Here is a 22,500-nt window from a genome sequence, read left to right on the forward strand (position 1 = left end):
CTACAACACCGCCGCCAGTCTTGCCGCCTGATCGATTGCCCGTTTCGCATCAAGCTCGGCGGCCACATCCGCGCCGCCGATGATGTGGGGGGTGATGCCATGGGCGATCAGGTCGTCGGCCAATGCGCGTTCCACCTCTTGGCCTGTGCACAGGATGATGGTGTCGACCGCGATCAGCGTGGGGTTTTCGTGCGCCGCGCCATGGCTGATATGCAGGCCATCGGCGTCGATCCGGTCGTAATTCACACCCGCGATCATCTTGACGCCCTTCATCTGGAGGCTGGCGCGGTGAATCCAGCCCGTGGTCTTGCCAAGGCGCTTGCCGGGCTTTTCAGGCTTTCGTTGCAGCATCACGACCTGGCGCGCGGGGGGTGCGGGTTGTGGCCCCTCGGGCGCCAGACCGCCGCGATGAAGCGCGGGGTCTGTCACGCCCCATTCGCGCTGCCACAGATCGGGGGCGAGCGTCGGGCTTTCGCCCTGATGGGTCAGGAATTCGGCCATGTCAAAGCCGATCCCGCCCGCGCCAATGATCGCCACGCGCTGGCCCACGGGCGCGCGGCGCGCCAGCACATCGACATAAGACAGTACGTTCGGCCCATCCTGGCCCGGAATGGCGGGGTCGCGCGGGCGCACGCCGGTGGCGATGATCACCTCGTCAAAGCCCATCAGATCATCGGCAGCGGGGGCCACACCGAGCCGCAGGTCAACGCCGCTTTGCGCCAGCATGGTGGCGAACCAATCGACAAGGCCGATGAATTCCTCCTTGCCGGGAATGGTCTTGGCCATGTTGAGCTGGCCGCCGATCTGTTCCGCCTTGTCCCACAGCGTGACCTTGTGCCCGCGCTGGGCGGCCACAAGGGCGGCCATCATGCCAGCGGCCCCGGCACCCACCACGGCGATGCGCTTGGGCGTGGCGCTGGGTTGATAGCTCAGTTCCGTCTCGTGACAGGCGCGCGGATTGACCAGACAGCTTGTCAGCTTGCCGCTGAAGGTATGGTCAAGACAGGCCTGGTTGCAGGCGATGCACGGCGCGATCCGGTCCGCGCGATCCGCCATCGCCTTGGCCACGAAATCGGGATCGGCCAGAAACGGCCGCGCCATCGAAACCATATCGGCTGAGCCTGTGGCCAGAACATCCTCGGCCACATCGGGGGTGTTGATGCGGTTCGAGGTGATGATGGGGATGCCCACCTTGCCCATCAGCTTGCGCGTGACCCAGGCAAAGGCCTTGCGCGGGACGGATGTGGCGATGGTGGGGATGCGCGCCTCATGCCAGCCGATGCCAGTGTTGAGGATGGTGGCCCCCGCCGCCTCGATGGCCCGGGCCAATTGCACCACTTCGTCATGGGTCGATCCATTGGGGATCAGATCGATCATCGACAGGCGGTAGATGATGATGAAATCGGGGCCGACAGCGGCGCGGGTGCGGGCCACCACCTCGACCGGCAGGCGCATCCGGTTCTCGTAGGATCCGCCCCAGCGGTCGGTGCGCTTGTTGGTGTGGGTCACAAGGAACTGGTTCAGGAAATAGCCTTCGCTGCCCATGATCTCGACCCCGTCATAGCCGGCCTGCCGGGCGCGGACGGCGGCGGTGACGATATCGGCGATCTGTTTCTCGATCCCGGCTTCATCCAGTTCGCGCGGTGCAAAGGGTGAAATGGGCGATTTGACCGCCGAGGGCGCCACGCAATCGGGCGAATAGGCATAGCGCCCCGCATGCAGGATCTGCATCGCGATCTTGCCGCCCGCACCGTGGACGGCACCCGTCACGATGCGGTGGTTGGTGATATCTTGATCCGTAAACAGCCCCGCCGCGCCGGGAAACACGCCCCCCTCGCGGTTGGGCGCCATGCCGCCCGTCACGATCAGGCCCACCTGACCCCGCGCGCGTTCGGCATAAAAGGCCGCGACGCGCGGCCAGTCGCGCGTTTCTTCAAGGCCCGTGTGCATGGACCCCATCAGCACGCGGTTCCTGAGCGTGGTGAACCCCAGATCGAGTGGTGCCAAAAGATGCGGGTAGCGCGTGGCGGTCATGAGAGCCTCCGTTCCTGATGTGCAGGTAAACCGGAGCCGCGGCCCCTGTCACGCCAAACGCCGCGTCATTGCGGGGTCAGGTTGCGCCGGTTTCCACACAATGGCGCCGAAAGGCACGTTTGAGCATCTCGACCTCGTCGCGCAAAAGCGCGATTTCTTGCCGGATATCCTCATCCAGCGGCCCGCCGGCCATCAAGGTGACGCGATCCAACACCGCACCTGTCGCTGTCGACCGCAGGGTGATCACCTGCACGCCGTCGCCGATCACCGCGCCCGGCAAGGCAATCGTCACCCGCCAGCTTTCAGGTTGCACCCCATCGGGGGAAAGCGCCGCAGCCGCGATGACCTGACCTTCATGCACCGCCTCGATCCCGGTTTCCCCACGATGGGAGCACGTCAGGATACCTTCGTAACGGCCAGCCTGCAGCCGCACCCGAATAAGCGCCTCGTCATGCATTCTTGCCTCCCTTTCAGACATCGGCCCGCGGCGCGCGCAGCACGACCAAGTCCCGGATGGCGATCCTGTTCATCGCGGGGCCTTCAAGGATCAGATCGAGCCATGCTTTCGTGACCCGCCGTTCCCGGATCTTGGTAAAGGCGAGGTCGAATTCGGCCAGACCCTGATCGCCTGACATCGCGATCTCGCGCACGATCTGCTCGCAGTTCGGGCCGTGCTGGATGTTCAGCCGGGCATAGACCGGGATCGGTCGTTCCTGTTCCATGCGCAGTTGCACAGCAAAGAAATGGCCAAGCGACACACCTGAAAGCGCAGCGGCCGGCAGATCGTGAACCAGCGACAGGAAAGATCCGTCGAAACGATACACCTCGAGGATCAGACCAAAGGCTGCACCTGTCCGACCTGTCCGACCCGGGTCCTGGCGCAAGAAAACCTCGGCTTGGGCGGCATCGTGAAACAGGCTCAAGCCCGCGCCAAGTGTCAACGGGGATGCAAAATTCCCATGCCCGCGCTGGGGCAGACGTGTCCGCCATGGCCAAGCCCGTTCAGCCCAGTCGCATGGATCGGGCAAGATGATCCCATCCAGATCGTCGATGCGCGAGAAAAGCTCGGTTTCCGCCGATGCGACAAGCCTGTCCACATCACCGCGCAGCGATCGCAGACGCTGATGGATGCCGCGCAGGTCGCGCGCGGGCAAACGGCCCGGCGCTTGCAGATCGCGTTCCCAACGCTTCAGGGGTTGGAACCGCTCAAAAAGACCCAACACATAGGGTCGCTCGTTACCCATCTCACGACGTCCTTCCGGGTCGCGCGCCGCAGCCTGCCTGTGCCGGCCTGCCTGCGCGACAAACGATCTCTCTTTCGTGGGCCAAATAAGCGTCGAAAGATAGAAACAGTCCAGAGCCCAACGGCGACCCGGCAGCGATTGTGCGGCTTGGCGTGCATCGGTGCAACGCCCGGCTTGCGCGCAAGCGCGCAAGCGCGCGTGCCGCAGCGGTCTAGTTCGCGCCTTGCACAGCTTGAACAAAGCGTCGCAGCAAGGACAGGCTTTCCTCTCGGCTCAGGCTTCGATCCTTGGTCGACAGCACCGACAAGGTGACAAGCCGTGGGCCCACATCAAGATAGGCGCGCCAGTAATCGGGTTGCACATCTTGCATCGCACCCGCGCCTTGATCGCTGGCGTGCAACAGGAATACCCTGGGCGAGCGGATGGTTTCCAAAATCACGATGCTGGAAGGTTCGCCCGAACGGCTCAACAGTCTCCGGCCCTCATCGGAGCGAAACAGGCTGTCCAACTCTGCGATCGTGTCTGAAATCCGCCCGCCTGTGGAGGGCTCCGAGATCGTTGCCGTCAGCACCGCAGGGGTGGTGGGTTGACCGGCGCTCCGGGAATTGGCGATCGCCGCACAGTTTCCAAGCAGGACAAAGCCCGTATCGGCCGTGTCGCGGACGGTCGTGGGATCGACACAAAAACCCGTCGGACCGGTCACCACTATTCGATCCGTCGTGACAGCGATCTGGGATGGTGCGGGTTTTACGCCACGGCCCAGACCCTGCAACCCGGCCGCATCGCATGCGGCAAGGGCAAGGCAGGCCGCGACAAGCACGGCCCGCCTCATGATGTCACAGATCGGCGTAGACATGCTTTTCCTTGGTCGCGCCGGGATGGGTGACTGCACCCTTCACCGCCGGGCCGACCAGTTGAGCATATTTCCACAGCGCGCCGGTTTCATAGATGGTCTCGCGCGGGCCGGACCACTGCGCGCGGCGCGCTTCAAACTCAGCATCGCTCAAGGCCACCGACAATTCGCCGGTGATCGCGTTGATGGTGATGATGTCGCCATCTTTCAGCAGGCCGATGGGGCCACCCACCGCCGCCTCGGGGCCGACATGGCCGACGCAAAAGCCGCGCGTGGCCCCCGAGAACCGGCCATCGGTGATCAGGGCCACCTTTTTGCCCATGCCCTGACCCGAGATCGCGCTGGTGGTGGCCAGCATCTCGCGCATGCCGGGGCCGCCGCGCGGCCCTTCGTTGCGGATCACCAGAACCTCGCCCTCGGCATAGGCGCGGGTCTTGACGGCCTCAAAGGCGTCCTCTTCGCATTCGAAAACGTGGGCCGGGCCGGAAAACACCTGTTCCGCGGCCGACATGCCCGCAACCTTGACGATCGCACCCTCGGGCGCAAGATTGCCCTTGAGGCCCACGACACCGCCGGTTTGCGTGATCGGCGTGGCAGCAGGGTGGATCACCTTGCCATCCGCTTCGCGCGTGATCAGGTCCAGCTCTTCGCCCATGGTGCGGCCGGTTACGGTCAGGCAATCCTCGTGGATCAGACCGATCTTGCGCAATTCCTTCATCACGACGGGCACGCCGCCCACCTCGTAGAGGTCCTTGGCGACATACTGACCGCCGGGTTTCATGTCGACGAAATAGGGCGTGTCCTTGAAGATCTCGCAGACATCGAACAGGTCGAAATCGATCCCCGCCTCATGGGCGATGGCGGGAAGGTGCAGACCGGCATTGGTCGAACCACCCGTGCAGGCCACGACACGGGCCGCGTTTTCCAGCGATTTGCGCGTGACGATATCGCGCGGGCGCAGGCCGATTTCCAAAAGCTTCATCACCGCCTCGCCAGAGGCCACGCCATATTGATCGCGCGTCTCATAGGGGGCGGGTGCGCCTGATGAATTGGGCAAGGCCAGACCGATCGCTTCGGACACACAGGCCATGGTGTTGGCGGTGAACTGACCGCCACAGGCCCCCGCGCTGGGGCAGGCGACACGCTCGAGGATCGCGAGCGCCTCATCGCTCAGGTTGCCCGCCTGATGCTGGCCCACGGCTTCGAACACGTCCTGCACGGTCACATCGCGGCCATCCAGACGGCCCGGCAAGATCGAGCCGCCATAGATGAAGACCGATGGCACGTTCAGACGCACCATCGCCATCATCATGCCCGGAAGCGACTTGTCGCACCCCGCAAGACCCACCAGCGCGTCATAGCAATGGCCGCGCATGGTCAGTTCGACGGTGTCGGTGATCGCATCGCGGCTTGCCAGCGACGAGCGCATGCCCTCATGGCCCATCGCGATGCCGTCGGTCACGGTGATGGTGGTGAATTCGCGGGGCGTGCCAAAGGCTTTCTTGACGCCGATCTTGACCGCCTGTGCCTGACGGTTGAGCGAGATGTTGCAGGGCGCCGCTTCGTTCCAGCAGGTGGCGACGCCGACGAAGGGCTGGTGGATTTCTTCATCCGTCAGCCCCATCGCATAGAAATAGGAGCGGTGCGGTGCGCGCGATGCGCCTTCGGTCACATGCCGGCTTGGCAGTTTGGACTTGTCGAATTTGCCTGTCGGCATGGTGCTGTCCCTCCCCTATGGCGTCTGTCAGCAGCGTATGGATGCCCTGCGAGATAGACGGGCCAGACAGGGCAGACAAGCATGATTGCCGCATAGTTTCGAGCGGTTTACACTATCGTCGTGTAAACGCCGTCAAAGGCAGGTTCGATGCAGTACCCCGCTCTGGAAGAGCTTGTTGCCCCCGCCCGCGCAAATTCCGCGATCTGGCGGATTGTCCTGGGCCTGATTTTGGTGGTGATCGTCTATGTGGCGGGGCTGGGCGCGCTGTTTGGCATGCTGGTTCTGGTGACAGGCTTTTCCGGTGCCGGTCAATGGATGGCGCGGATGGCGGGTGCCGACAGCCCAACGGCCACCTTGCTGCTGCTGGCGACATTCATTGGCATGGGAATAGGCCCGCTTTTGGCGGCCCGGGTCGTACATCGCCGCCCGAGCGGGTCGTTGTTTGGGGCGCGGGCGCGGGTGCTGCGCCATTTTCTGGTGGCGCTGGTGCTGTGCGGGGCGCTTTATGGCCTGAGGGCGCTGTGGCCGATGGGGATTGAACCCGTTCGCAATCTGCCGACGGCGCTTTGGCTGTCGTTCCTGCCCTTGGCCTTGGTCGGCGTCTTGCTTCAGACAGGCGCCGAAGAGGTGCTGTTTCGTGGCTATATCCAAAGCCAGTTGGCGGCGCGGTTTTCGTCGCCCTTGATCTGGATGGTCTTGCCCTCGGGCGTGTTTGCCCTTTTGCATTTCCAGCCTGATACCTATGGCCCAGCGGCCTGGATGGTGGTTGGCGCCATCTTTCTGTTTGCGCTGCTGGCGGCCGATCTGACGGCGCGCACCGGCACCATCGGCGCGGCCTGGGGCTTTCACTTTGCCAACAACTGTGGCGCGATCTTGCTGGTCGGGATCGAAGGCAGCTTGTCGGGGCTGGCGCTATACACGGTGCCGGTGGCCCAACTCGGGGCTGGCAATCTGGCGCCCATGCTGGCCCTTGATATGCTGGTGATGATCGCGGTCTGGGCCGCGATCCGCCTTGCGCTGGGCTGGTCGGCTCAAGACGACGGCGGGGCAGCTTCGAAATAGGTGCGCAGCATGCGGGTGTAGATGCGCTTCAGGTCGTGGATATCGTCGATCCAGACGCGTTCGTCGACCTCATGCATGCGATGACCGACAAGGCCGAATTCGACAACCGCGCAATGATCCTTGACGAAACGCGCATCCGATGTGCCGCCGGTGGTGGAGAAAACCGGGCTTTCGTTGGTTTCCTGACCGATGGCGCGCGCCACCAGCGCGGGCAGCGGGCCCGGCGGGGTCAAAAAGGCTTCGCCCGAGATCTGCGTCGTCATCTCGATCCGCACGCCCATCTCGGCGGCCACGGCATCGGCCTGTTCGTGCAGCCACCGGGTCAGGCTGGCCCCGCTGTGGGTGTCGTTGAAGCGGATGTTGACCGTCATCCGCGTGCGGGCGGGGATGATGTTGGAGGCGGCATTGCCGGTGTCGATGGTGGTGACCGATACGGTGGAGGGATCGAAATGATCGGTGCCATGGTCCAAGGCATGGCCCGACAGCCGATGCGCCAGAAGCGCCACGGCGGGCATCGGGTTCAGCGCCTTGTGCAGATAGGCGGAATGGCCCTGTTTGCCGATCACCTCGAAATGGGCGGTCATCGAACCGCGTCGGCCGATTTTCACCATGTCGCCGATTCGCGCCACGCTGGTGGGTTCGCCCACGATGCACAGGTCCATTCTTTCGCCCTGCGCGGTCATCCAATCCAGCAAGGCCAGCGTGCCGTCGCGACCGGGCCCTTCCTCGTCGCCGGTGATGGCGATCACGATTGCGCCTTGGGGTGGGGTTTCGGCCACGAAATCCATCGCGGCCGCAACAAAGGCCGCGACGCTTGATTTCATGTCGGTGGCGCCCCGGCCATAAAGCCAGCCATCTTCCTGATGGGCGGAAAAGGGCGGATGGGTCCATGCCGCGACATCGCCCACCGGCACGACATCGGTATGGCCGTTATAGCCGAAACTTTGTGCGACCCCCTTGTGGCCCCAGCGGGCAAAAAGATTGGGCGTGCCGTTGCGATCGACCCGCCAGCACGCGAACCCGGCCCCTTCCAGCAGGCGCTGCAACAGCTGCAGCGCGCCACCTTCTTGAGGTGTGACCGAGGGGCAGCGGACCAGATCGGCGGTCAGTCGGACGGGATCAACGGGCATCAAGCGCACTCCGGTTGCGGTCTGATCCTTGCGTAACCCTGGCGCCGATCGGGCACAACCGGGCGCTGTCGCCGACAGGCTTCCGGTGCGCGCGGCGGATCAGTCGAAAAAGGGCGTCACCTGGGCCACGATCACCGAATTCTCATCGGCGGCGCGCTGCATCAGTTCGGCCTCGTCTTCGGCGATCACCTCGCCGTCTTCTTCGCGCTCGGCCTTGGTTCCGTGCCCGGTCACATCAAGGGGCGCCAGATCCGCCTGTTTCAGGATGGCCACGGTTTCGCGCACCGCTTCGGCCTCGTCGACGCCAGAGGCATAGCACAAAAGCGCGGCCCCCGTGGCCTTGTCGGGCAAGCCATCGCCCGCCTTGCGGCCGACCTCGACCACAAGGGTATAGACGTTCTGGGGACGGCGGGGTTTTTGGTCTTCGGTCATGGCGCCGCTTTGCGATGGAATTCGGGCGGTCGTCAATCCCGCTTTGGTCTTGGGCCGCCCGGGCCGATGCCAGATCGGATTGTCGCCGATGCTCGGTGACAGTGTCACCGTCGCGAATCGGGTGTAGGCTGTAGGATGTGTCGTTGTGTAACGGAAAGGAGCCATCGCATGTCCCGTAATGAAGGCACCATCGACCGCGCCCTGCGCGTCATTGCCGGTCTGGCGATCTTGTCGCTTGTGTTCATAGGCCCGCAAACCCCATGGGCTTGGATCGGCCTTGTGCCGTTGATCACCGGGCTGGTGGGGTTTTGTCCGCTTTACCGTGTGCTGGGCATCAACACCTGTGGCCTGAAGCCGTGATCCGATCCTGACGCCGATCGCCGTGCCGTAGCCCCCCCTTGCGCCCGCCATCCCGACCGTGGCGAATGGGGCGTGATTTGGGGGGGAGCGCCCGGAATGAAGATCGCGATGTGGTCGGGGCCACGCAATCTGTCGACGGCGATGATGTATGCCTTTGCCGCGCGTGGTGACTGTGCGGTCTGGGATGAGCCGTTCTATGCCCCCTATCTGGCCGCAAGCGGTGCCGATCATCCGATGCGGCGCGATATCTTGCACACGCATGAAACCGACCCTGTCCGCGTTGGTGCGGTGTGTGGCGGGCCCGTGCCCGAAGGTGCCGCGCATTGGTACATGAAGCATATGCCCCACCACATGGTGCCGGGTTTCCCGCTGGATTGGGCGGCGGCATGCGTCAACATCCACCTGATCCGCCACCCTGCCCGTGTGATCGCAAGCTACGCCGAAAAGCGGGGCGAAGTGACGTTGGAAGATATCGGGTTCTTGCAGCAAGAGCGGCTGTGGCAGGCGCTGCCGGGGCCGGTGATCGATGCCGAGGATATCCGTGCCGACCCGGCCCGTGCGCTGGGCGGGCTCTGCGCCGCGATTGGCTTGGCCTTTACCGAGCGGATGCTGGGATGGCGCGCGGGGCCCAAGCCCTTTGACGGGGTGTGGGCCGCGCATTGGTATAACGCAGTGCATCGCTCAACCGGATTTGCCGGGCCCGAGGCGCCCTTGCCCGAGGTGCCGCCCGTTTTTGCCCCGCTTCTGGCCAAAGCTTTGCCGATCTACGAGGCGATGCGGGCTCAAACGCGCAAGCCGGGGTGAAGCCTGAACCGCCGTGAAGGCGGGGCTTGCGTATTTTTGGAAAGATGAAGGCTCAGCGCGGTGCGATATGGGATGCGAAGGCGGCCCGTGCCCGACCCCAGACACCGGCATCGATCCGGTCCAGCGTCAAGAGCGCGGGCAACAGTTGGGCCGCGTAATCTTGTGAGCTTTCGAGCGGCAGGAGCGAGGGCAGATTGTCGATCGCCATCACATCGAGGGGTGGTTCGTCATGGACACGCAGCGCGGGGGCTGCCCAATCGGTGGCGCGGTCATAAAGTTTGATGGGCGAAAATTCCGATGTGGGATCGCAGGCGATATCGCCGATCACCCGCAGCGCGCGGGGCGCGGTCTTGGCGGTATCGGGCACGAAAACCGGCACGCCGGGCATGGCGAGGATGCAGTTGAGAAAGATCTCATGCCCAAGGATTTCGGGGAAAGGCCCGCCATGGGCCGTTTCGGCCATGTCCCAGAGTGTCGGCTCCAACCCCATGGCGCGGCAGAAATCGCGCGCCCCTGTGCCCACGCGCCCCTTGGCGCCGATGATGATGACGCGTGGCGGCTTGGGGCGCGCGGCCAGATCCGCCGCAAGCGCCGCGCGCAGGGCGGCGGCATCGGGCAAGGCGCGGATCGGGCCGCAGATCGCGCCCTGGTCTTGCGCCACAAGCGCCATGGCCGATACCGCCGCCCCGGCATAGCCCGCCCAATAGCCAAAGGCCGCGATGCGGCGCCCGCTGTCATCGACCAGCGATTCGAGATCGTAGAGCACGCCCCCACCCGCCCGGAAGCGTTGGAGCAGGATGCGCCCGGCCGGCTGCCCCTTGTAGGCATGACCAAACAGGATGTGGCGGTGCACAAGCGGCGTGCCATCCTCGGGCAATTCCTTGAGGCCGAAGATGATCGCGTCACGGGGGGCATTGGGCCAACTGCCCTCGGCGGCGATGTCAGCCCCGGCGGCGATGTAACCCGAAAGCGGTATGGCGCGGCTGCGGCTTTTCTCGACCGTCACCCGGAAACCCGAACCGATCAGGGCTGCGGCCCCTTCGGGCGTCAGGCCCACACGATCCTCGTTCGGGCGCTGTTCGGCGCGAACCCAGAGATGGATCATCTTTCAATACTCCGTCCGGGCATGAAGGCGCTCAGGGGCATCAAGATGCGGGGTGGCGTTGAAGCCTGACAGGATCTGAGCATCGGGCAAAACCATCACCCGATGGATCGAGCAATTGCGGATCGGCACCAGAAGATGCGCCATGCGCGCGATGTCGAGATCAAGCAGATGGCGCGCCATCATGCCGATCACCCCGCCCGAGGTGACGCACAAAACCCGCCGACCGGGCCGTGCGGCCAGCCGCAGCATTTCGGCCACGCGGGTCTCGAAGCTGTCGTAGCTTTCATTGCCCTGGATTTCGGCGCGCTGCCATGCCTGCATCACATCGGTGATGTGGTGGACGAAGTTTTCCGGCGTTGTCTGTGGTGTGCCGTTGCGCACGGCGTGGGCCTTGGTCAGGTTGAAATAATCCAGCTCGTTCAGGCGCGCGTCGATTTCGGGTGTTGCGCCCAGATCGCCCATGGCGGCCAGCGTTTCGCGGTGGCGGCGCAGCGATCCCGTCAGCACCCGGTCAAAGGGCGCATCATGATCGCGCAGCCAGTCGCCCAGCCAGCGCGCTTGCTGGTGGCCCAGATCGGACAGGCGGTCATAGCCTGTCTCATCCTGAGCGGCGGAATTTGCCTGACCGTGCCGCACCAGAACCAGCTCGCCCATGTCGTTCCCTCGTCTGTTGTCGGGGCCGTGATGGGCGATCGCCGGCCGGAGCGCAAGGTCGGTGGCTGGACGGGCTGCTTTTGGCATGGTTGAACAGGGGCATGAGCAATCTTCCCATCGATCCCGCCCGATGTCTGGCCGATCTGCACGCGCTGCGCCGCTTTGGCGGCGATGCAGCCAGCATGGGGGTGCGCCGCCGCGCCTTCAGCCCCGAGGACATCGCCGCCCGCGACTGGCTGGCGGGTCGTATGGCCGAGGCGGGTCTGACACCGCATCTTGATCCGGTCGGCAATCTGTTCGGGCTGGCCAAGGGAAGATCGCTGTTGCTTGGCTCGCATTCCGATACCCAGCCCGAAGGCGGTTGGCTGGATGGCGCGCTGGGGGTGATCGCCGCGCTGGAGATCGCGCGCGCCGCCCACGAAGCAGGCGGCCCTGCGGTGTCGGTTGTCAGCTTTCAAGACGAAGAAGGACGCTTTGGCGCGCTGACGGGCAGTTCGGTGTGGTCAGGCAAGCTGCCCTTGGCCGTGGCCGACGCGCTGGTGGCCAGTGATGGCACGACATTCGCGCAAGCCCGCGCCGCATTGGCTGGCCGGGCGGCAGGGTTTGTGGATCCGGCCCGGTTCACGGGTTTTGTCGAGATGCATATCGAACAGGGCCCTGTTCTGGATGCGATGGATGAGGTCATCGGCGTCGTGACCGGGATCGTGGGCCTGCGTCAGCTGCAGGTCACCGTCTTGGGCCAACAAAATCACGCCGGCACCACGCCCATGGCGATGCGGCGCGATGCCTTTCAGGCAGCCGCGCGAATCGCGGTCGATCTGCCCGCCCGGCTGGTCGATATCGTGACCCCGCAATCGGTTTGGACCATCGGGCAGATCGCGCTGCATCCCAACGCATCCTCGGTGGTGCCGGGGCGGGCCGAATTCAGCCTGCAATGGCGCGATATCGATGCCGCGCGGTTGGACCGGATGGAGGCCGCGATCGGCGCGCTTTTGGCGGCTGTCGCCCGTGACAGCGGCTGCCAGATCACGGCTGACCGGCTGCGCCATGATCTGGCGCCGATGCCGATGGATGGGGCGATGCAAGCCGCGCTTGGCGCAGCGGCCGAGGCGGTCGCACCGGGGCGGTGGCGGGCCATGCCCTCGGGCGCGCTGCATGACGCGTCGAACCTGGCCGGGCTGATGCCCGTCGGCATGCTGTTTGTGCCGTCCATCGGCGGAATTTCCCATGATTTTGCGGAAGACACGGCCGAGGATGATCTGATCATCGGGCTCAAGGTGCTGGCGGCCGCGCTAGGGCGCATGGATCACGGCCGCTGACATCGGGCCCGATCAAGATGAAAAAGCCGCCCGGGTGGGGCGGCTTTTTTCGTTCTGCTGTCGCGTGGTGTCAGCCCTGACGGGCCTTGTACCGGCGCTGGGTCTTGTTGATCACATAGACCCGGCCCTTGCGGCGCACGACACGGCAATCGCGGTGACGCTGCTTGAGCGAGCGGAGCGAGTTCTTGACCTTCATGGCCTGTCTCCTTCGTCGCGGCGCGGCGATGCGCCAAAAGTTTCGTTCTGGTCCTTGCGGACCGGTTCATGGTGGGCGGTACTGGGATCGAACCAGTGACCCCTACGATGTCAACGTAGTGCTCTACCGCTGAGCTAACCGCCCGTTTCCCGGGACGATAGCAAGGTATCTTCGGCCGGAAGGCCCGATTCCGCGCATCCCGCCGCTTGGGTGTCGGGTCTATAGAAGGATTGGCATGGGGGTTCAAGAGCTTTTGGATTGGCGCAAAAAGGGGCTATATGATTTTGCCTGTGCCCTTGATCGGAGCCTGAATGCATCCCGCCTTTCGCCTTGAACGCCCTGATGAGGTTTTGAGCCCTGTTGTGGTCGCCTCGCCGCATTCGGGGCGGCATTACCCTGCAGCGTTCCTGAGGGCCAGTGTTCTGGATGAGCGGGCGGTGCGGTCGTCGGAAGATGCGTATATGGATGATCTTGTGCGCGCAGCACCCGCATTGGGCGCGCCCTTGATCGCGGCGGAATATCCGCGCGCATGGATCGATCTGAACCGCAGCCCTGATGAACTGGACCCCGCCGTCGTCGAGGGCTTGGGCCGTGTGATGCAGACGCCGCGGATATCCTCGGGTCTGGGGGTGATTCCCCGGGTCGTGGCCAATGGGCGCGCGATCTATCGCGGCAAGATCACCCGCGGCGAGGCCGAGGCGCGTATCGCACAGGTCTGGCGGCCCTATCATGCGGCGCTTGACGGGTTGATGCGGGCCGCGCAGGCGGGGTTCGGCGAGGCGGTCTTGCTGGATTTCCACTCGATGCCCCATGAGGCGCTGGATACGGTTGTCCGCCCCGGCCAACGTCGGCCCGAGGTGGTTCTGGGCGACCGCTTCGGCGCTTCGGCGGCGGGTGAGGTGCTTGCCGCGCTGGAGGAAGGGTTTGTGGGCCATGGTCTGAGCGTGATCCGCAATGCGCCCTTTGCAGGTGCCTTTGTGACCCAGCAATACGGGCGGCCCGCACGGGGCTGGCATGCGGTCCAGATCGAGATCGACCGGGCGCTTTACATGGATGAGCGCCTGGTGCGCCCGAACGCGAATTTCGACGCGGTGCGCCAGATCGTGACCGATGTGATGGCGCGGCTGATCGCCTCGCGGCCGGGGCGCATGCCCTTGGCGGCGCAATAGAGGGGGCTCTGCCCCCGGCCTGCGGCCTCCCCCGGAGTATTTTCAAAGCAAAGATGACAGGGGCTGTGCGGGTCAGCGCAGGGCGCGGCCCTTGAGGATCGCGTCGGGGCCGAAGCGGGCGCGGATCGCGTCGGTGGCGCGTTCGGCCTCGATCCGGCGGGCCTGGCCCGGATCGAGCAGATCGCCCGACCGATCGGCGCCGCCTGCGGCGATCAACTCGGACAGGCCGATGCCGATCAGCCGGTAGGGCTGGGGGTGGTCTGTCTGGTCAAAAAGCAGACGGGCCGTGCGATAGATGCGGTCAGCGATCTGGGTGCCATCGGGCAGCGACTGGCGGCGCGTCAAAAGCTTGAAATCGGCCCGCTTGAGTTTGAGGGTCACGGTCCGGCCGGCCAGCCCCTTGGCTTTGGCCCGGTCAGCCACTTTTTCGGCCAGCCGCCAGATATGGCCATCGAGCAGATCGGGATCGGCGGTGTCTTCGGCAAAGGTGGTTTCGGTCGAGATCGACTTGATCGCGCGGTCAGGTGCCACGCGGCGGTTGTCTTCGCCGCGCGCCAGATGCCAGAGCCGATCGCCCATCGCCCCGAAGCGTGCGCAAAGATCGCCGCGATCCCAGCGCCGCAGATCGCTGATGCTGCGGATGCCGATCTTGTCGAGGCTGGCCTGACCGGAAGCGCCGATGCCCCAGATCATGCGCACGGGTTTGTCGCGCAGGAAATCCATCGTTTCGGCCCGCCCGATCACCGAAAAGCCGCGCGGCTTGTCGAGATCGGAGGCCAGTTTCGCAAGGAACTTGTTGTGGCTGAGCCCGATGGATCCGGTAATGCCCAATTCCCGCTGCATGCGGTTCACCAGACCGGCCAGCAAGACCGCCGGGGGCTGGCCATGCAGCCGCGCGGTGCCAGACAGATCAAGAAACGCTTCATCAAGTGACAGGGGCTCGATCGCCGGGGTCAGATCGGCCATCATGGTGCGGATCTGGGCCGAGACCTTGGCATAGACATCCATGCGCCCCCGCACCACCACCGCCTCGGGGCACAGCTTGAGCGCCTGGAACATCGGCATGGCCGAGCGCACCCCCTTGATGCGCGCAATATAACACGCGGTCGAGACCACGCCACGCCGCCCGCCGCCGATGATCACCGGCTTGTCGCGCAGGTCAGGATTGTCGCGTTTTTCCACGCTGGCATAAAAGGCGTCGCAATCCATGTGCGCGATGGTCAGATCCCACAGTTCGGGATGGCTGGTCACACGCGGGCCGCCGCAGGCGGGGCAGCGCGCGGATTGGTCAAAGCGGGCAAGGCAATCGCGGCACAGGGCGGGCATGCGCCAAGGATAGGCGGGCGGCATCATTTGCGAAAGTGGCGGATTTTGGCTGGAAAAGACCGCAGCCAGCCCGCATATCGTTTGGCATGAAGCCCGAAACCCAACAAACGAGGGTCGACATGGACCAATTGCTTGCCGAGATGCTGGGCGGGAACATCGTGATCTTGCTGTTCGCGCTGTTCGTCATTCTGGCCATCTTTCGGGCGATCCGCATCGTGCCGCAATCCGAGCAGCATGTGGTGGAGCGCTTTGGCCGCCTCAGAAGCGTTCTGGGGCCGGGCATCAATTTCATCGTGCCGTTTCTGGACCGCGTTGCACATCGTGTGTCGATCCTTGAGCGGCAGTTGCCGACGGCCAGTCAGGACGCGATCACCACCGACAACGTGCTTTTGGTCGTGGAAACCAGCGTTTTCTACCGCGTCTTGCACCCGGAGCGGACGGTCTACCGCATCCGCGATGTCGATGCAGCCATCGCCACCACCGTGGCGGGCATCGTGCGCGCCGAGATCGGCAAGATGGAGCTGGACGAGGTGCAATCCAACCGCGCCAGCCTGATCATGCGGATCAAGGAGGCGGTCGAGGGCGCGGTCGATGATTGGGGCATCGAGGTAACGCGGGCGGAAATCCTGGATGTGGGGCTTGATCAGGCGACCCGCGATGCGATGCTGCAACAGTTGAATGCCGAGCGCGAACGCCGTGCCGCCGTGACCCGCGCCGAGGGCCAGAAGCGTGCCGTCGAACTGGCCGCCGACGCCGAGCTTTACGCCGCCCGTCAGCAGGCCGAAGCCCGGCGCGTGGAAGCCGATGCCGAAGCCTATGCCACGGGCGTTGTCGCCGAAGCGATTGCCAAAGGCGGGCTCGAGGCGGTGCAATACAACATCGCGCTGGAACAGGTGAAAGCCATCGGTCAGGTGGGCAAGGGCCAGGGCAGCCAGACAATCATCGTGCCCGCCGATGCGGTTGATGCCTTTGGCAAGGCGTTTTCGATGCTGAAAGGGCGTGGCTGATGTGGGCCTTGTGGTGGGTTTGGGGGGCCGCGGCGGTCGTTCTGGCCATCGGTGAAGTGCTGTTGCCCAGTTTCGTCTTGCTGGGATTTGCGCTGGGGGCTGCGGTTGTGGCGCTGATGCTGTTGGTGGGCGGGCCGCTGGCGGTCTGGCTGGCGGGGTCCTTGCCGGTTTTGCTGCTCGTTTTCGCGATTGTCTCGCTGCTGTGCTGGCTGGCGTTGCGGCGCTGGCTGGGCGTCTATCGCGGACAGGTCAAGACCTTTGACCGCGATATCAACGACAACTGAGCCGCGCCGGGCGGGTCAGGGCAATGCGGCCAGAACCGCCAAAGCGGCTGCGCGGGGATCGGCCGCTTGCCAGATCGGACGCCCCACAACGATGTGGTCGGCGCCGTCGCCGATGGCCTGTGCCGGGGTGCTGATGCGCTTTTGATCGCCTGCGGCGGCCCCTTTGGGGCGCACGCCCGGGGTGACGATCAGGCGGCCCATGGCCTCGGGCAAGGCACGGATCAACGCGGCTTCTTGCGGGGAAGCGATCACGCCATCAGCGCCAGCCGCCAAGGCGCGCGCGGCGCGGGTCGCCACGATTTCGGCCATGTCGCCCGGCACGATCAGATTGGCATCCAGATCGGCACGGTCATTCGATGTGAGGATCGTCACCGCCAGGATCTTGAGTCCAGATCCCGCCGCGCCCTGTTTGGCGGCCGCCACCACCTGCGGGTCGCCATGGACAGTCAGGAAATCGAGATCATAGGCGGCAATGCCGCGCACGGCGGCCTCGACCGTGGCGCCGATGTCGAAAAACTTCATGTCAAGAAAGATGCGCTTGCCATGCTCTTGCTTGAGCTCATTTGCCAAGGCCAGACCACCCCCCGTCAACATGCCCAGCCCGATCTTGTAGAACGACACCGCGTCGCCGATGCGTTCGGCCATGGCCAAGCCTTCGAGCGCATTGGCAACATCAAGGGCAACGATCAGACGGTCATCGGACATGGGATTTTGGCCTTTGGGATCGGGAACTGATCCGTTCCTAGGCGCCGATCGGGACCTTGTCCATAAGTCGGGTGGGGATGGTCAAACAGGTCGGGGAGCGCCGGTACAAAGGAGGCGCTCCCCTTTCGCGACCAATACACACGCGACCACGATGTAACTTTTGACACTGATTGCAACTTTAGTAGCAAAAAATGCCGATGTCGAGACCCTGTTGCGGCTTGCAGGCCAAGAAATTGCTTCCCACATGACGCTTGAGGCCCAGTGGCCGCCATGCCGCATGTCGGGTGGTGCCGAACGGGCGCTTGGAAAAGGAGAGACTGCGATGAACTTGGACAAGTTCACGGATCGCGCCCGCGGCTTTTTGCAGGCCGCACAAACGATCGCTCAACGTGAAGACCATCAAAAGCTTGGTCCCGAACATATCCTCAAGGCTTTGCTGGATGATGAACAGGGTATGGCCAACACCCTGATTTCGCGTGCGGGTGGCGCACCCGCGCGTGTGCGTGAGGCGAATGATCTGACGCTGTCGCGTGTTCCGCGCGTGACGGGGGACGGGGCTTCGCTTGTGTCGGATCGGCAATTGGTCAAGGTTCTGGATGAGGCTGAAAAGCTTTCCAAAAAGGCCGGTGACAGCTTTGTTTCCGTCGAACGGATCCTGACGGCGCTTGCTGTCGTGACCAGCCCCGCCCGCGAGGCGCTCGAGGCGGGTGCGGTGAATGCCCAAAGCCTCAATGCCGCGATCAATGATCTGCGCAAGGGGCGCACCGCTGACAGCGCCGGCGCCGAAGACAGCTATGACGCGCTCAAGAAATATGCCCGCGACCTGACCGCCGCCGCCCGCGAGGGCAAGATCGACCCGATCATCGGCCGCGACGAAGAGATCAGGCGCGCCATGCAGGTGCTGAGCCGCCGCACCAAGAACAATCCGGTGCTGATCGGGGAACCGGGCGTCGGCAAGACCGCGATTGCCGAAGGTCTGGCGCTGCGCATCGTCAATGGGGATGTGCCGGAATCGTTGCGCAACAAGACGCTGATGGCGCTCGACATGGGCGCGCTGATCGCAGGCGCCAAGTATCGTGGTGAATTCGAGGAACGGCTCAAGGCCGTCCTTGGGGAAATCACGGCAGCCGCCGGTGAGATCATCTTGTTCATCGATGAAATGCATACGCTGGTCGGGGCGGGCAAATCCGATGGCGCGATGGATGCCGCCAATCTGATCAAGCCTGCCTTGGCGCGGGGCGAATTGCATTGTGTCGGGGCCACCACGCTCGATGAATACCGCAAATACGTGGAAAAGGATGCCGCGCTGGCCCGCCGGTTCCAGCCCCTCATGGTCGAGGAACCGACCGTCGAGGATACCGTGTCGATCCTGCGGGGCATCAAGGAAAAATATGAGCTGCATCATGGGGTCCGCATTTCGGACGCCGCACTTGTGGCCGCCGCAACGCTGTCGCATCGCTACATCACCGACCGATTCCTGCCCGACAAGGCGATCGACCTGATGGACGAGGCGGCCAGCCGCCTGCGGATGGAGGTCGACAGCAAGCCCGAGGAGCTGGACGCGCTCGACCGGCAGATCTTGCAGATGCAGATCGAATCGCTGGCGCTGAAGAAAGAGGATGATCAGGCCAGCAAGGACCGGCTGGAAAAGATCCTGCGCGAATTGAGCGATCTGCAACAGCAATCCGCCGAGATGACGGCGAAATGGCAGGCCGAGCGTGACAAGCTCGACAGGGCGCGCCATCTGAAGGAACGGCTTGATCAAGCGCGTGCGGAATTGGACCAAGTCAAGCGCAGCGGCGATCTCGCCCGTGCGGGAGAGCTGTCTTATGGCGTGATCCCGCAGTTGGAAAAGGAACTGGCCGCTGCCGAAGCGCAAGATGAAGACATGATGGTCGAAGAGGCGGTGCGCCCCGAACAGATCGCCGGCGTCGTCGAACGCTGGACCGGGGTGCCTGTCTCAAAGATGCTGGAAGGCGAGCGTGAGAAGCTTCTCAAGATGGAGGAGGAGCTGGGCCGCCGTGTCATCGGCCAGATGCAGGCGGTCGGGGCTGTCAGCCGTGCGGTGCGCCGGGCGCGGGCGGGGCTGCAGGATGAAAATCGTCCGCTCGGGTCGTTCCTGTTTCTGGGGCCCACGGGCGTGGGCAAGACCGAACTGACCAAGGCGCTGGCCGAATACCTGTTCGACGACGATCAGGCCATGGTGCGCATCGACATGAGCGAATTCATGGAAAAGCACAGCGTTGCCCGCTTGATCGGCGCCCCGCCCGGCTATGTCGGCTATGACGAGGGCGGGGTTCTGACCGAAGCGGTGCGGCGCCGGCCCTATCAGGTGATCTTGTTCGACGAGGTGGAAAAGGCCCACCCCGAGGTGTTCAACGTGCTGTTGCAGGTTCTCGATGACGGTATCCTGACCGATGGTCACGGCCGGCGCGTCGATTTCAAGCAGACGCTGATCGTGTTGACCTCCAACCTTGGGTCGCAGGCCTTGAGCATCTTGCCAGACGGATCCGACGCGGCCGCCGCCAAGCGCGATGTGATGGATGCGGTGCGCGCCCATTTCCGGCCCGAATTTCTGAACCGGCTGGACGACATGATCGTTTTCGATCGGCTGACGCGGGCGGATATGGATGGGATCGTGACCATCCAGCTTGCGCGGCTTCAAAAACGGCTGGCGGCGCGCAAGATCACGCTTGATCTGGATGCGGCCGCGCGCGCCTGGCTGGCCGACGAAGGCTATGATCCCGTTTTCGGGGCACGTCCGCTGAAGCGGGTGATCCAGCGCAGTCTGCAAGATCAACTGGCCGAGATGATTCTGGCCGGGGAGATCATGGATGGGTCGGTCCTGCATGTGACGGCCGGCGCCGACGGGCTTATCATCGGGGATCGCATCGCGCCGTCCAATCGCCCGAAGCCACAGGCTGCCGTGGTGCATTGATCCATCCCTAACCCAATGAAAAAGGCCCGGGCAATCCCCGGGCCTTTTCGCATTGTTGCCGTGATCGACAGATCACATCGGCGGCAAGATCACCGCGTTGATCACATGGATCACGCCGTTCGAAGCCACGATGTCTGCCGCGACGACGGTCGCGCCGTTTACCGTGACGCCATTGTCGAGGTCGATGGTGATATCGCCGCCCTGAACGGTGGTCGCGGTCATGCCATCGGTCAGATCGGTCGACATCACAGCGCCGGAGACGACGTGATAGGTCAGGACCGCAACCAGCTGGTCAAGATTTTCCGGCAACAGCAGGCTTTCGACAGTGCCTGCGGGAAGCGCTGCAAAGGCTTCGTCGGTGGGCGCGAATACGGTGAAGGGGCCTTCGCCTGTCAGGGTTTCGACCAGGCCGGCGGCTTGGACGGCTGCAACCAGCGTGGTAAAGGTGCCGGCTTCGATCGCGGTTTCCACGATGTTCTTGCCACCATGGCCAGCGGCAAATGCCGGGCTTGCCAGAATGGTGGTGGTCGCCAGGGCGATGAGGGTCTTGCGCATGGGGTACTCTCCAGGTTGGTGATGACGCGGTGGGCTTGTCCCTCCGGCTGCAGCACAGATGGCGATGACCTTGACCCTTTCAAGCAAAGCGGGTTTTCGCCGAACACCTTGACGATGCGGCGCGCGCGCCTAAGCGACGGGGTTTGCGGAAAGCCAATCACTTGGGCGTGATATGAAGTGACGCGCCGTGAACAAGTACCGGTCGATTGTTACAATGACCTCAACAAACAGTTTCGTGAAAAGCCCTCGTCAGGCTTGGATATGGCCTCATATCCGGTTCACAGTAGTGCAACAGCACACAGGAGACCCGCATGGCCCGCCGCTATATCTCGGATCTGAACTGGAACGACGTCACGCCAAGGGCGCTGTATCTCAATCGTCGCCAACTTATCGGCGCTGGGGGTGCGGCGCTGGGGGCTGGGCTGATTGGCGGGGCCACTGCGGCGCAGGGCGAATTGACCCCGAACAGCTGGGATGAGATCACTAGCTACAACAACTTTTATGAATTCGGCACCCGCAAGGAAGACCCTGCTCGCAACGCGCATACGTTGACCACGCAGCCATGGTCGATCGTGATCGATGGTCTGGTCGACAACCCCGGCACCTACAGCATGGAGCAGATCGTCGAAGGCATGACGATCGAGGAACGTATCTATCGCTTCCGCTGTGTCGAGGCCTGGTCGATGGTGATTCCGTGGAACGGGTTCGAATTGGCCGATCTGCTGACGCGCGTGGGTGTGCAATCGGGTGCGCGCTATGTGGCCTTTGAAACCGCGCTGCGCCCCGACGAGATGCCGGGTGTCCGCCTGCCGGTGCTGGATTGGCCCTATCGCGAAGGTTTGCGCCTGGACGAGGCAATGCATCCGCTGACGCTGATGGCCACGGGGTTGTATGGCGAACCCATGCCCAATCAGAATGGTGCGCCGATCCGTCTGGTGGTGCCATGGAAATACGGGTTCAAGTCGATCAAGTCGATCGTGCGGATCACCCTGACCGACACCGAACCCCACGCGACCTGGAATGCCACGCAGCCCCAAGAATATGGCTTCTATAGCAATGTGAACCCGACCGTGGATCATCCCCGCTGGAGCCAAGCCACCGAGCGGCGCATCGGCGATGGGCTGTTTGCGAGCCGTATCCCGACCTTGATGTTCAATGGCTACGAGGCCGAGGTTGCATCACTGTATGAGGGCATGGATCTGACCGCCCAGTTCTGACGTCACCGAAGGCCCCCCGCATGACCGGTATCCAGCGCATAAATGCCGGGATCAGGCTGTTGCCGGTCTGGGCCATCTATATGGCGGGCGCGGCATGGGCGCTGTGGCTGTTCTGGCTGGCGGCGACCGGCGGCCTGGGGGTCGAGCCGATCGAGGCGCTGGAACACCGCTATGGCAAGTTGGCACTGCAGTTGATTGTGCTGGGTCTGGCGGTCACGCCGCTTCGGCAAGGGCTGGGTCTGAACCTGATGCCGCTGCGCCGCGCGATCGGGGTTCTGGCCTTTTTCTACGTCGCCGCTCATCTTCTGGTCTGGGCCGTGCTGGATGTGCAAAGCCCGGCTGCAATCTGGGCTGACATCATCAAGCGTCCTTATGTGACGATCGGGATG

23 protein-coding genes and 1 tRNA gene (1 of these 24 only partly in view) are annotated in these 22,500 nt (G+C 63.9%); 10 read left to right on the forward strand and 14 right to left on the reverse strand.

Annotated features, from left to right (window positions below; genetic code table 11):
- The 5 genes from Q0094_RS11045 to ilvD form a co-directional block, all read right to left on the reverse strand.
- Positions 1-2,034, reverse strand: coding sequence for an NADPH-dependent 2,4-dienoyl-CoA reductase (locus Q0094_RS11045; RefSeq protein ID WP_297619272.1), 2,034 nt, complete (start codon positions 2,032-2,034; stop codon positions 1-3).
- A 76-nt stretch (positions 2,035-2,110) separates the two neighbouring features.
- Positions 2,111-2,491: a hypothetical protein gene (locus Q0094_RS11050; RefSeq protein WP_297619275.1), complete on the reverse strand. Its 381-nt coding sequence runs from the start codon at positions 2,489-2,491 to the stop codon at positions 2,111-2,113.
- Positions 2,492-2,504: 13 nt separating this feature from the next.
- Complete coding sequence (locus Q0094_RS11055; RefSeq protein ID WP_297619278.1) at positions 2,505-3,278, reverse strand: DUF6478 family protein; 774 nt, start codon at positions 3,276-3,278, stop codon at positions 2,505-2,507.
- Between the two features lie 211 nt (positions 3,279-3,489).
- Complete coding sequence (locus Q0094_RS11060) at positions 3,490-4,134, reverse strand: hypothetical protein (protein ID WP_297619280.1); 645 nt, start codon at positions 4,132-4,134, stop codon at positions 3,490-3,492.
- On the reverse strand, positions 4,115-5,848 hold the full coding sequence (gene ilvD, locus Q0094_RS11065; protein ID WP_297619283.1) for a dihydroxy-acid dehydratase: 1,734 nt from the start codon (positions 5,846-5,848) through the stop codon (positions 4,115-4,117). The genes Q0094_RS11060 and ilvD overlap by 20 nt, the downstream gene beginning before the upstream one ends.
- 147 nt (positions 5,849-5,995) lie before the next feature.
- Between ilvD and Q0094_RS11070 the strand changes: the two genes are divergently transcribed.
- Complete coding sequence (locus Q0094_RS11070) at positions 5,996-6,910, forward strand: type II CAAX endopeptidase family protein (RefSeq protein ID WP_297619286.1); 915 nt, start codon at positions 5,996-5,998, stop codon at positions 6,908-6,910.
- Here Q0094_RS11070 and dapE read toward each other — a convergent pair.
- A complete protein-coding gene (gene dapE / locus Q0094_RS11075) occupies positions 6,880-8,040 on the reverse strand; it encodes a succinyl-diaminopimelate desuccinylase (RefSeq protein WP_297619289.1) in 1,161 nt (386 codons plus the stop codon). The genes Q0094_RS11070 and dapE overlap by 31 nt on opposite strands.
- Before the next feature lie 99 nt (positions 8,041-8,139).
- Positions 8,140-8,472 carry a hypothetical protein gene (locus Q0094_RS11080; RefSeq protein WP_297619292.1) on the reverse strand — a complete coding sequence of 111 codons (333 nt, stop codon included), beginning with the start codon at positions 8,470-8,472 and terminating at the stop codon, positions 8,140-8,142.
- Between the two features lie 168 nt (positions 8,473-8,640).
- On the opposite strand from Q0094_RS11080, the gene Q0094_RS11085 reads away from it, so the two are divergent.
- Both Q0094_RS11085 and Q0094_RS11090 read left to right on the forward strand, forming a co-directional pair.
- A complete protein-coding gene (locus Q0094_RS11085; protein ID WP_297619295.1) occupies positions 8,641-8,832 on the forward strand; it encodes a DUF2892 domain-containing protein in 192 nt (63 codons plus the stop codon).
- Positions 8,833-8,928: 96 nt separating this feature from the next.
- A complete protein-coding gene (locus Q0094_RS11090; RefSeq protein WP_297619298.1) occupies positions 8,929-9,636 on the forward strand; it encodes an HAD family hydrolase in 708 nt (235 codons plus the stop codon).
- A gap of 52 nt (positions 9,637-9,688) precedes the next feature.
- On the opposite strand, the gene Q0094_RS11095 is transcribed toward Q0094_RS11090, so the two are convergent.
- Together Q0094_RS11095 and Q0094_RS11100 are read right to left on the reverse strand one after the other, a co-directional pair.
- On the reverse strand, positions 9,689-10,741 hold the full coding sequence (locus Q0094_RS11095) for a saccharopine dehydrogenase (protein ID WP_297619302.1): 1,053 nt from the start codon (positions 10,739-10,741) through the stop codon (positions 9,689-9,691).
- Positions 10,742-10,744: 3 nt separating this feature from the next.
- Entirely contained in the window at positions 10,745-11,395 is a 651-nt protein-coding gene (locus tag Q0094_RS11100) for a histidine phosphatase family protein (RefSeq protein ID WP_297619304.1), read from the reverse strand.
- A 101-nt stretch (positions 11,396-11,496) separates the two neighbouring features.
- Here Q0094_RS11100 and Q0094_RS11105 point away from each other — a divergent pair, with 101 nt between their 5' ends.
- On the forward strand, positions 11,497-12,714 hold the full coding sequence (locus tag Q0094_RS11105; protein WP_297619307.1) for a hydantoinase/carbamoylase family amidase: 1,218 nt from the start codon (positions 11,497-11,499) through the stop codon (positions 12,712-12,714).
- 70 nt (positions 12,715-12,784) lie between these two features.
- Here the strand turns inward: Q0094_RS11105 and ykgO are convergent, their stop codons facing one another.
- Together ykgO and Q0094_RS11115 are read right to left on the reverse strand one after the other, a co-directional pair.
- Positions 12,785-12,910 carry a type B 50S ribosomal protein L36 gene (gene ykgO / locus Q0094_RS11110; protein WP_168623638.1) on the reverse strand — a complete coding sequence of 42 codons (126 nt, stop codon included), beginning with the start codon at positions 12,908-12,910 and terminating at the stop codon, positions 12,785-12,787.
- Between the two features lie 69 nt (positions 12,911-12,979).
- Positions 12,980-13,054: transfer RNA gene (locus Q0094_RS11115), tRNA-Val, on the reverse strand.
- 167 nt (positions 13,055-13,221) lie between these two features.
- On the opposite strand from Q0094_RS11115, the gene Q0094_RS11120 reads away from it, so the two are divergent.
- On the forward strand, positions 13,222-14,079 hold the full coding sequence (locus Q0094_RS11120; protein WP_297619312.1) for an N-formylglutamate amidohydrolase: 858 nt from the start codon (positions 13,222-13,224) through the stop codon (positions 14,077-14,079).
- Between the two features lie 72 nt (positions 14,080-14,151).
- Here Q0094_RS11120 and Q0094_RS11125 read toward each other — a convergent pair whose 3' ends face one another.
- On the reverse strand, positions 14,152-15,405 hold the full coding sequence (locus Q0094_RS11125) for a DNA polymerase IV (RefSeq protein WP_297619315.1): 1,254 nt from the start codon (positions 15,403-15,405) through the stop codon (positions 14,152-14,154).
- 86 nt (positions 15,406-15,491) lie between these two features.
- Between Q0094_RS11125 and Q0094_RS11130 the strand changes: the two genes are divergently transcribed.
- Together Q0094_RS11130 and Q0094_RS11135 are read left to right on the forward strand one after the other, a co-directional pair.
- Entirely contained in the window at positions 15,492-16,412 is a 921-nt protein-coding gene (locus Q0094_RS11130) for an SPFH domain-containing protein (protein WP_297619318.1), read from the forward strand.
- Positions 16,412-16,696, forward strand: coding sequence for a hypothetical protein (locus tag Q0094_RS11135; protein ID WP_297619321.1), 285 nt, complete (start codon positions 16,412-16,414; stop codon positions 16,694-16,696). The genes Q0094_RS11130 and Q0094_RS11135 overlap by 1 nt, the downstream gene beginning before the upstream one ends.
- 15 nt (positions 16,697-16,711) lie before the next feature.
- Here the strand turns inward: Q0094_RS11135 and pyrF are convergent, their stop codons facing one another.
- Positions 16,712-17,401 (reverse strand): orotidine-5'-phosphate decarboxylase, encoded by a 690-nt coding sequence (gene pyrF / locus Q0094_RS11140; protein WP_297619325.1) that lies wholly within the window; start codon positions 17,399-17,401, stop codon positions 16,712-16,714.
- A 322-nt stretch (positions 17,402-17,723) separates the two neighbouring features.
- Here pyrF and clpB point away from each other — a divergent pair, with 322 nt between their 5' ends.
- Positions 17,724-20,339, forward strand: a complete 2,616-nt coding sequence (gene clpB, locus Q0094_RS11145; protein WP_297619328.1) for an ATP-dependent chaperone ClpB — start codon at positions 17,724-17,726, stop codon at positions 20,337-20,339.
- 72 nt (positions 20,340-20,411) lie between these two features.
- Here clpB and Q0094_RS11150 read toward each other — a convergent pair whose 3' ends face one another.
- Positions 20,412-20,894, reverse strand: coding sequence for a fasciclin domain-containing protein (locus Q0094_RS11150; RefSeq protein ID WP_297619331.1), 483 nt, complete (start codon positions 20,892-20,894; stop codon positions 20,412-20,414).
- A 311-nt stretch (positions 20,895-21,205) separates the two neighbouring features.
- Between Q0094_RS11150 and msrP the strand changes: the two genes are divergently transcribed.
- Together msrP and msrQ are read left to right on the forward strand one after the other, a co-directional pair.
- Positions 21,206-22,111, forward strand: coding sequence for a protein-methionine-sulfoxide reductase catalytic subunit MsrP (msrP, locus tag Q0094_RS11155; protein WP_297619334.1), 906 nt, complete (start codon positions 21,206-21,208; stop codon positions 22,109-22,111).
- A gap of 20 nt (positions 22,112-22,131) precedes the next feature.
- A protein-coding gene (gene msrQ / locus Q0094_RS11160; protein WP_297619337.1) for a protein-methionine-sulfoxide reductase heme-binding subunit MsrQ crosses the window boundary here: on the forward strand, positions 22,132-22,500 show its 5' portion. It continues 240 nt past the right edge of the window; only the first 369 of its 609 coding nucleotides appear in the window; its start codon is at positions 22,132-22,134; the stop codon falls past the right edge of the window.

It is taken from the genome of uncultured Roseicyclus sp. (genome assembly GCF_937892565.1).
Lineage (GTDB): Bacteria > Pseudomonadota > Alphaproteobacteria > Rhodobacterales > Rhodobacteraceae > Roseicyclus.

Coding starts and splice junctions, on each gene's coding strand:
- Q0094_RS11045 (WP_297619272.1), bottom strand. CDS start 2,034: ATGACCGCCACGCGCTACCCGCATCTTTTGGCACCACTCGATCTGGGG.
- Q0094_RS11050 (WP_297619275.1), bottom strand. CDS start 2,491: ATGCATGACGAGGCGCTTATTCGGGTGCGGCTGCAGGCTGGCCGTTAC.
- Q0094_RS11055 (WP_297619278.1), bottom strand. CDS start 3,278: ATGGGTAACGAGCGACCCTATGTGTTGGGTCTTTTTGAGCGGTTCCAA.
- Q0094_RS11060 (WP_297619280.1), bottom strand. CDS start 4,134: ATGTCTACGCCGATCTGTGACATCATGAGGCGGGCCGTGCTTGTCGCG.
- ilvD (WP_297619283.1), bottom strand. CDS start 5,848: ATGCCGACAGGCAAATTCGACAAGTCCAAACTGCCAAGCCGGCATGTG.
- Q0094_RS11070 (WP_297619286.1), top strand. CDS start 5,996: ATGCAGTACCCCGCTCTGGAAGAGCTTGTTGCCCCCGCCCGCGCAAAT.
- dapE (WP_297619289.1), bottom strand. CDS start 8,040: ATGCCCGTTGATCCCGTCCGACTGACCGCCGATCTGGTCCGCTGCCCC.
- Q0094_RS11080 (WP_297619292.1), bottom strand. CDS start 8,472: ATGACCGAAGACCAAAAACCCCGCCGTCCCCAGAACGTCTATACCCTT.
- Q0094_RS11085 (WP_297619295.1), top strand. CDS start 8,641: ATGTCCCGTAATGAAGGCACCATCGACCGCGCCCTGCGCGTCATTGCC.
- Q0094_RS11090 (WP_297619298.1), top strand. CDS start 8,929: ATGAAGATCGCGATGTGGTCGGGGCCACGCAATCTGTCGACGGCGATG.
- Q0094_RS11095 (WP_297619302.1), bottom strand. CDS start 10,741: ATGATCCATCTCTGGGTTCGCGCCGAACAGCGCCCGAACGAGGATCGT.
- Q0094_RS11100 (WP_297619304.1), bottom strand. CDS start 11,395: ATGGGCGAGCTGGTTCTGGTGCGGCACGGTCAGGCAAATTCCGCCGCT.
- Q0094_RS11105 (WP_297619307.1), top strand. CDS start 11,497: ATGAGCAATCTTCCCATCGATCCCGCCCGATGTCTGGCCGATCTGCAC.
- ykgO (WP_168623638.1), bottom strand. CDS start 12,910: ATGAAGGTCAAGAACTCGCTCCGCTCGCTCAAGCAGCGTCACCGCGAT.
- Q0094_RS11120 (WP_297619312.1), top strand. CDS start 13,222: ATGCATCCCGCCTTTCGCCTTGAACGCCCTGATGAGGTTTTGAGCCCT.
- Q0094_RS11125 (WP_297619315.1), bottom strand. CDS start 15,405: ATGCCCGCCCTGTGCCGCGATTGCCTTGCCCGCTTTGACCAATCCGCG.
- Q0094_RS11130 (WP_297619318.1), top strand. CDS start 15,492: ATGAAGCCCGAAACCCAACAAACGAGGGTCGACATGGACCAATTGCTT.
- Q0094_RS11135 (WP_297619321.1), top strand. CDS start 16,412: ATGTGGGCCTTGTGGTGGGTTTGGGGGGCCGCGGCGGTCGTTCTGGCC.
- pyrF (WP_297619325.1), bottom strand. CDS start 17,401: ATGTCCGATGACCGTCTGATCGTTGCCCTTGATGTTGCCAATGCGCTC.
- clpB (WP_297619328.1), top strand. CDS start 17,724: ATGAACTTGGACAAGTTCACGGATCGCGCCCGCGGCTTTTTGCAGGCC.
- Q0094_RS11150 (WP_297619331.1), bottom strand. CDS start 20,894: ATGCGCAAGACCCTCATCGCCCTGGCGACCACCACCATTCTGGCAAGC.
- msrP (WP_297619334.1), top strand. CDS start 21,206: ATGGCCCGCCGCTATATCTCGGATCTGAACTGGAACGACGTCACGCCA.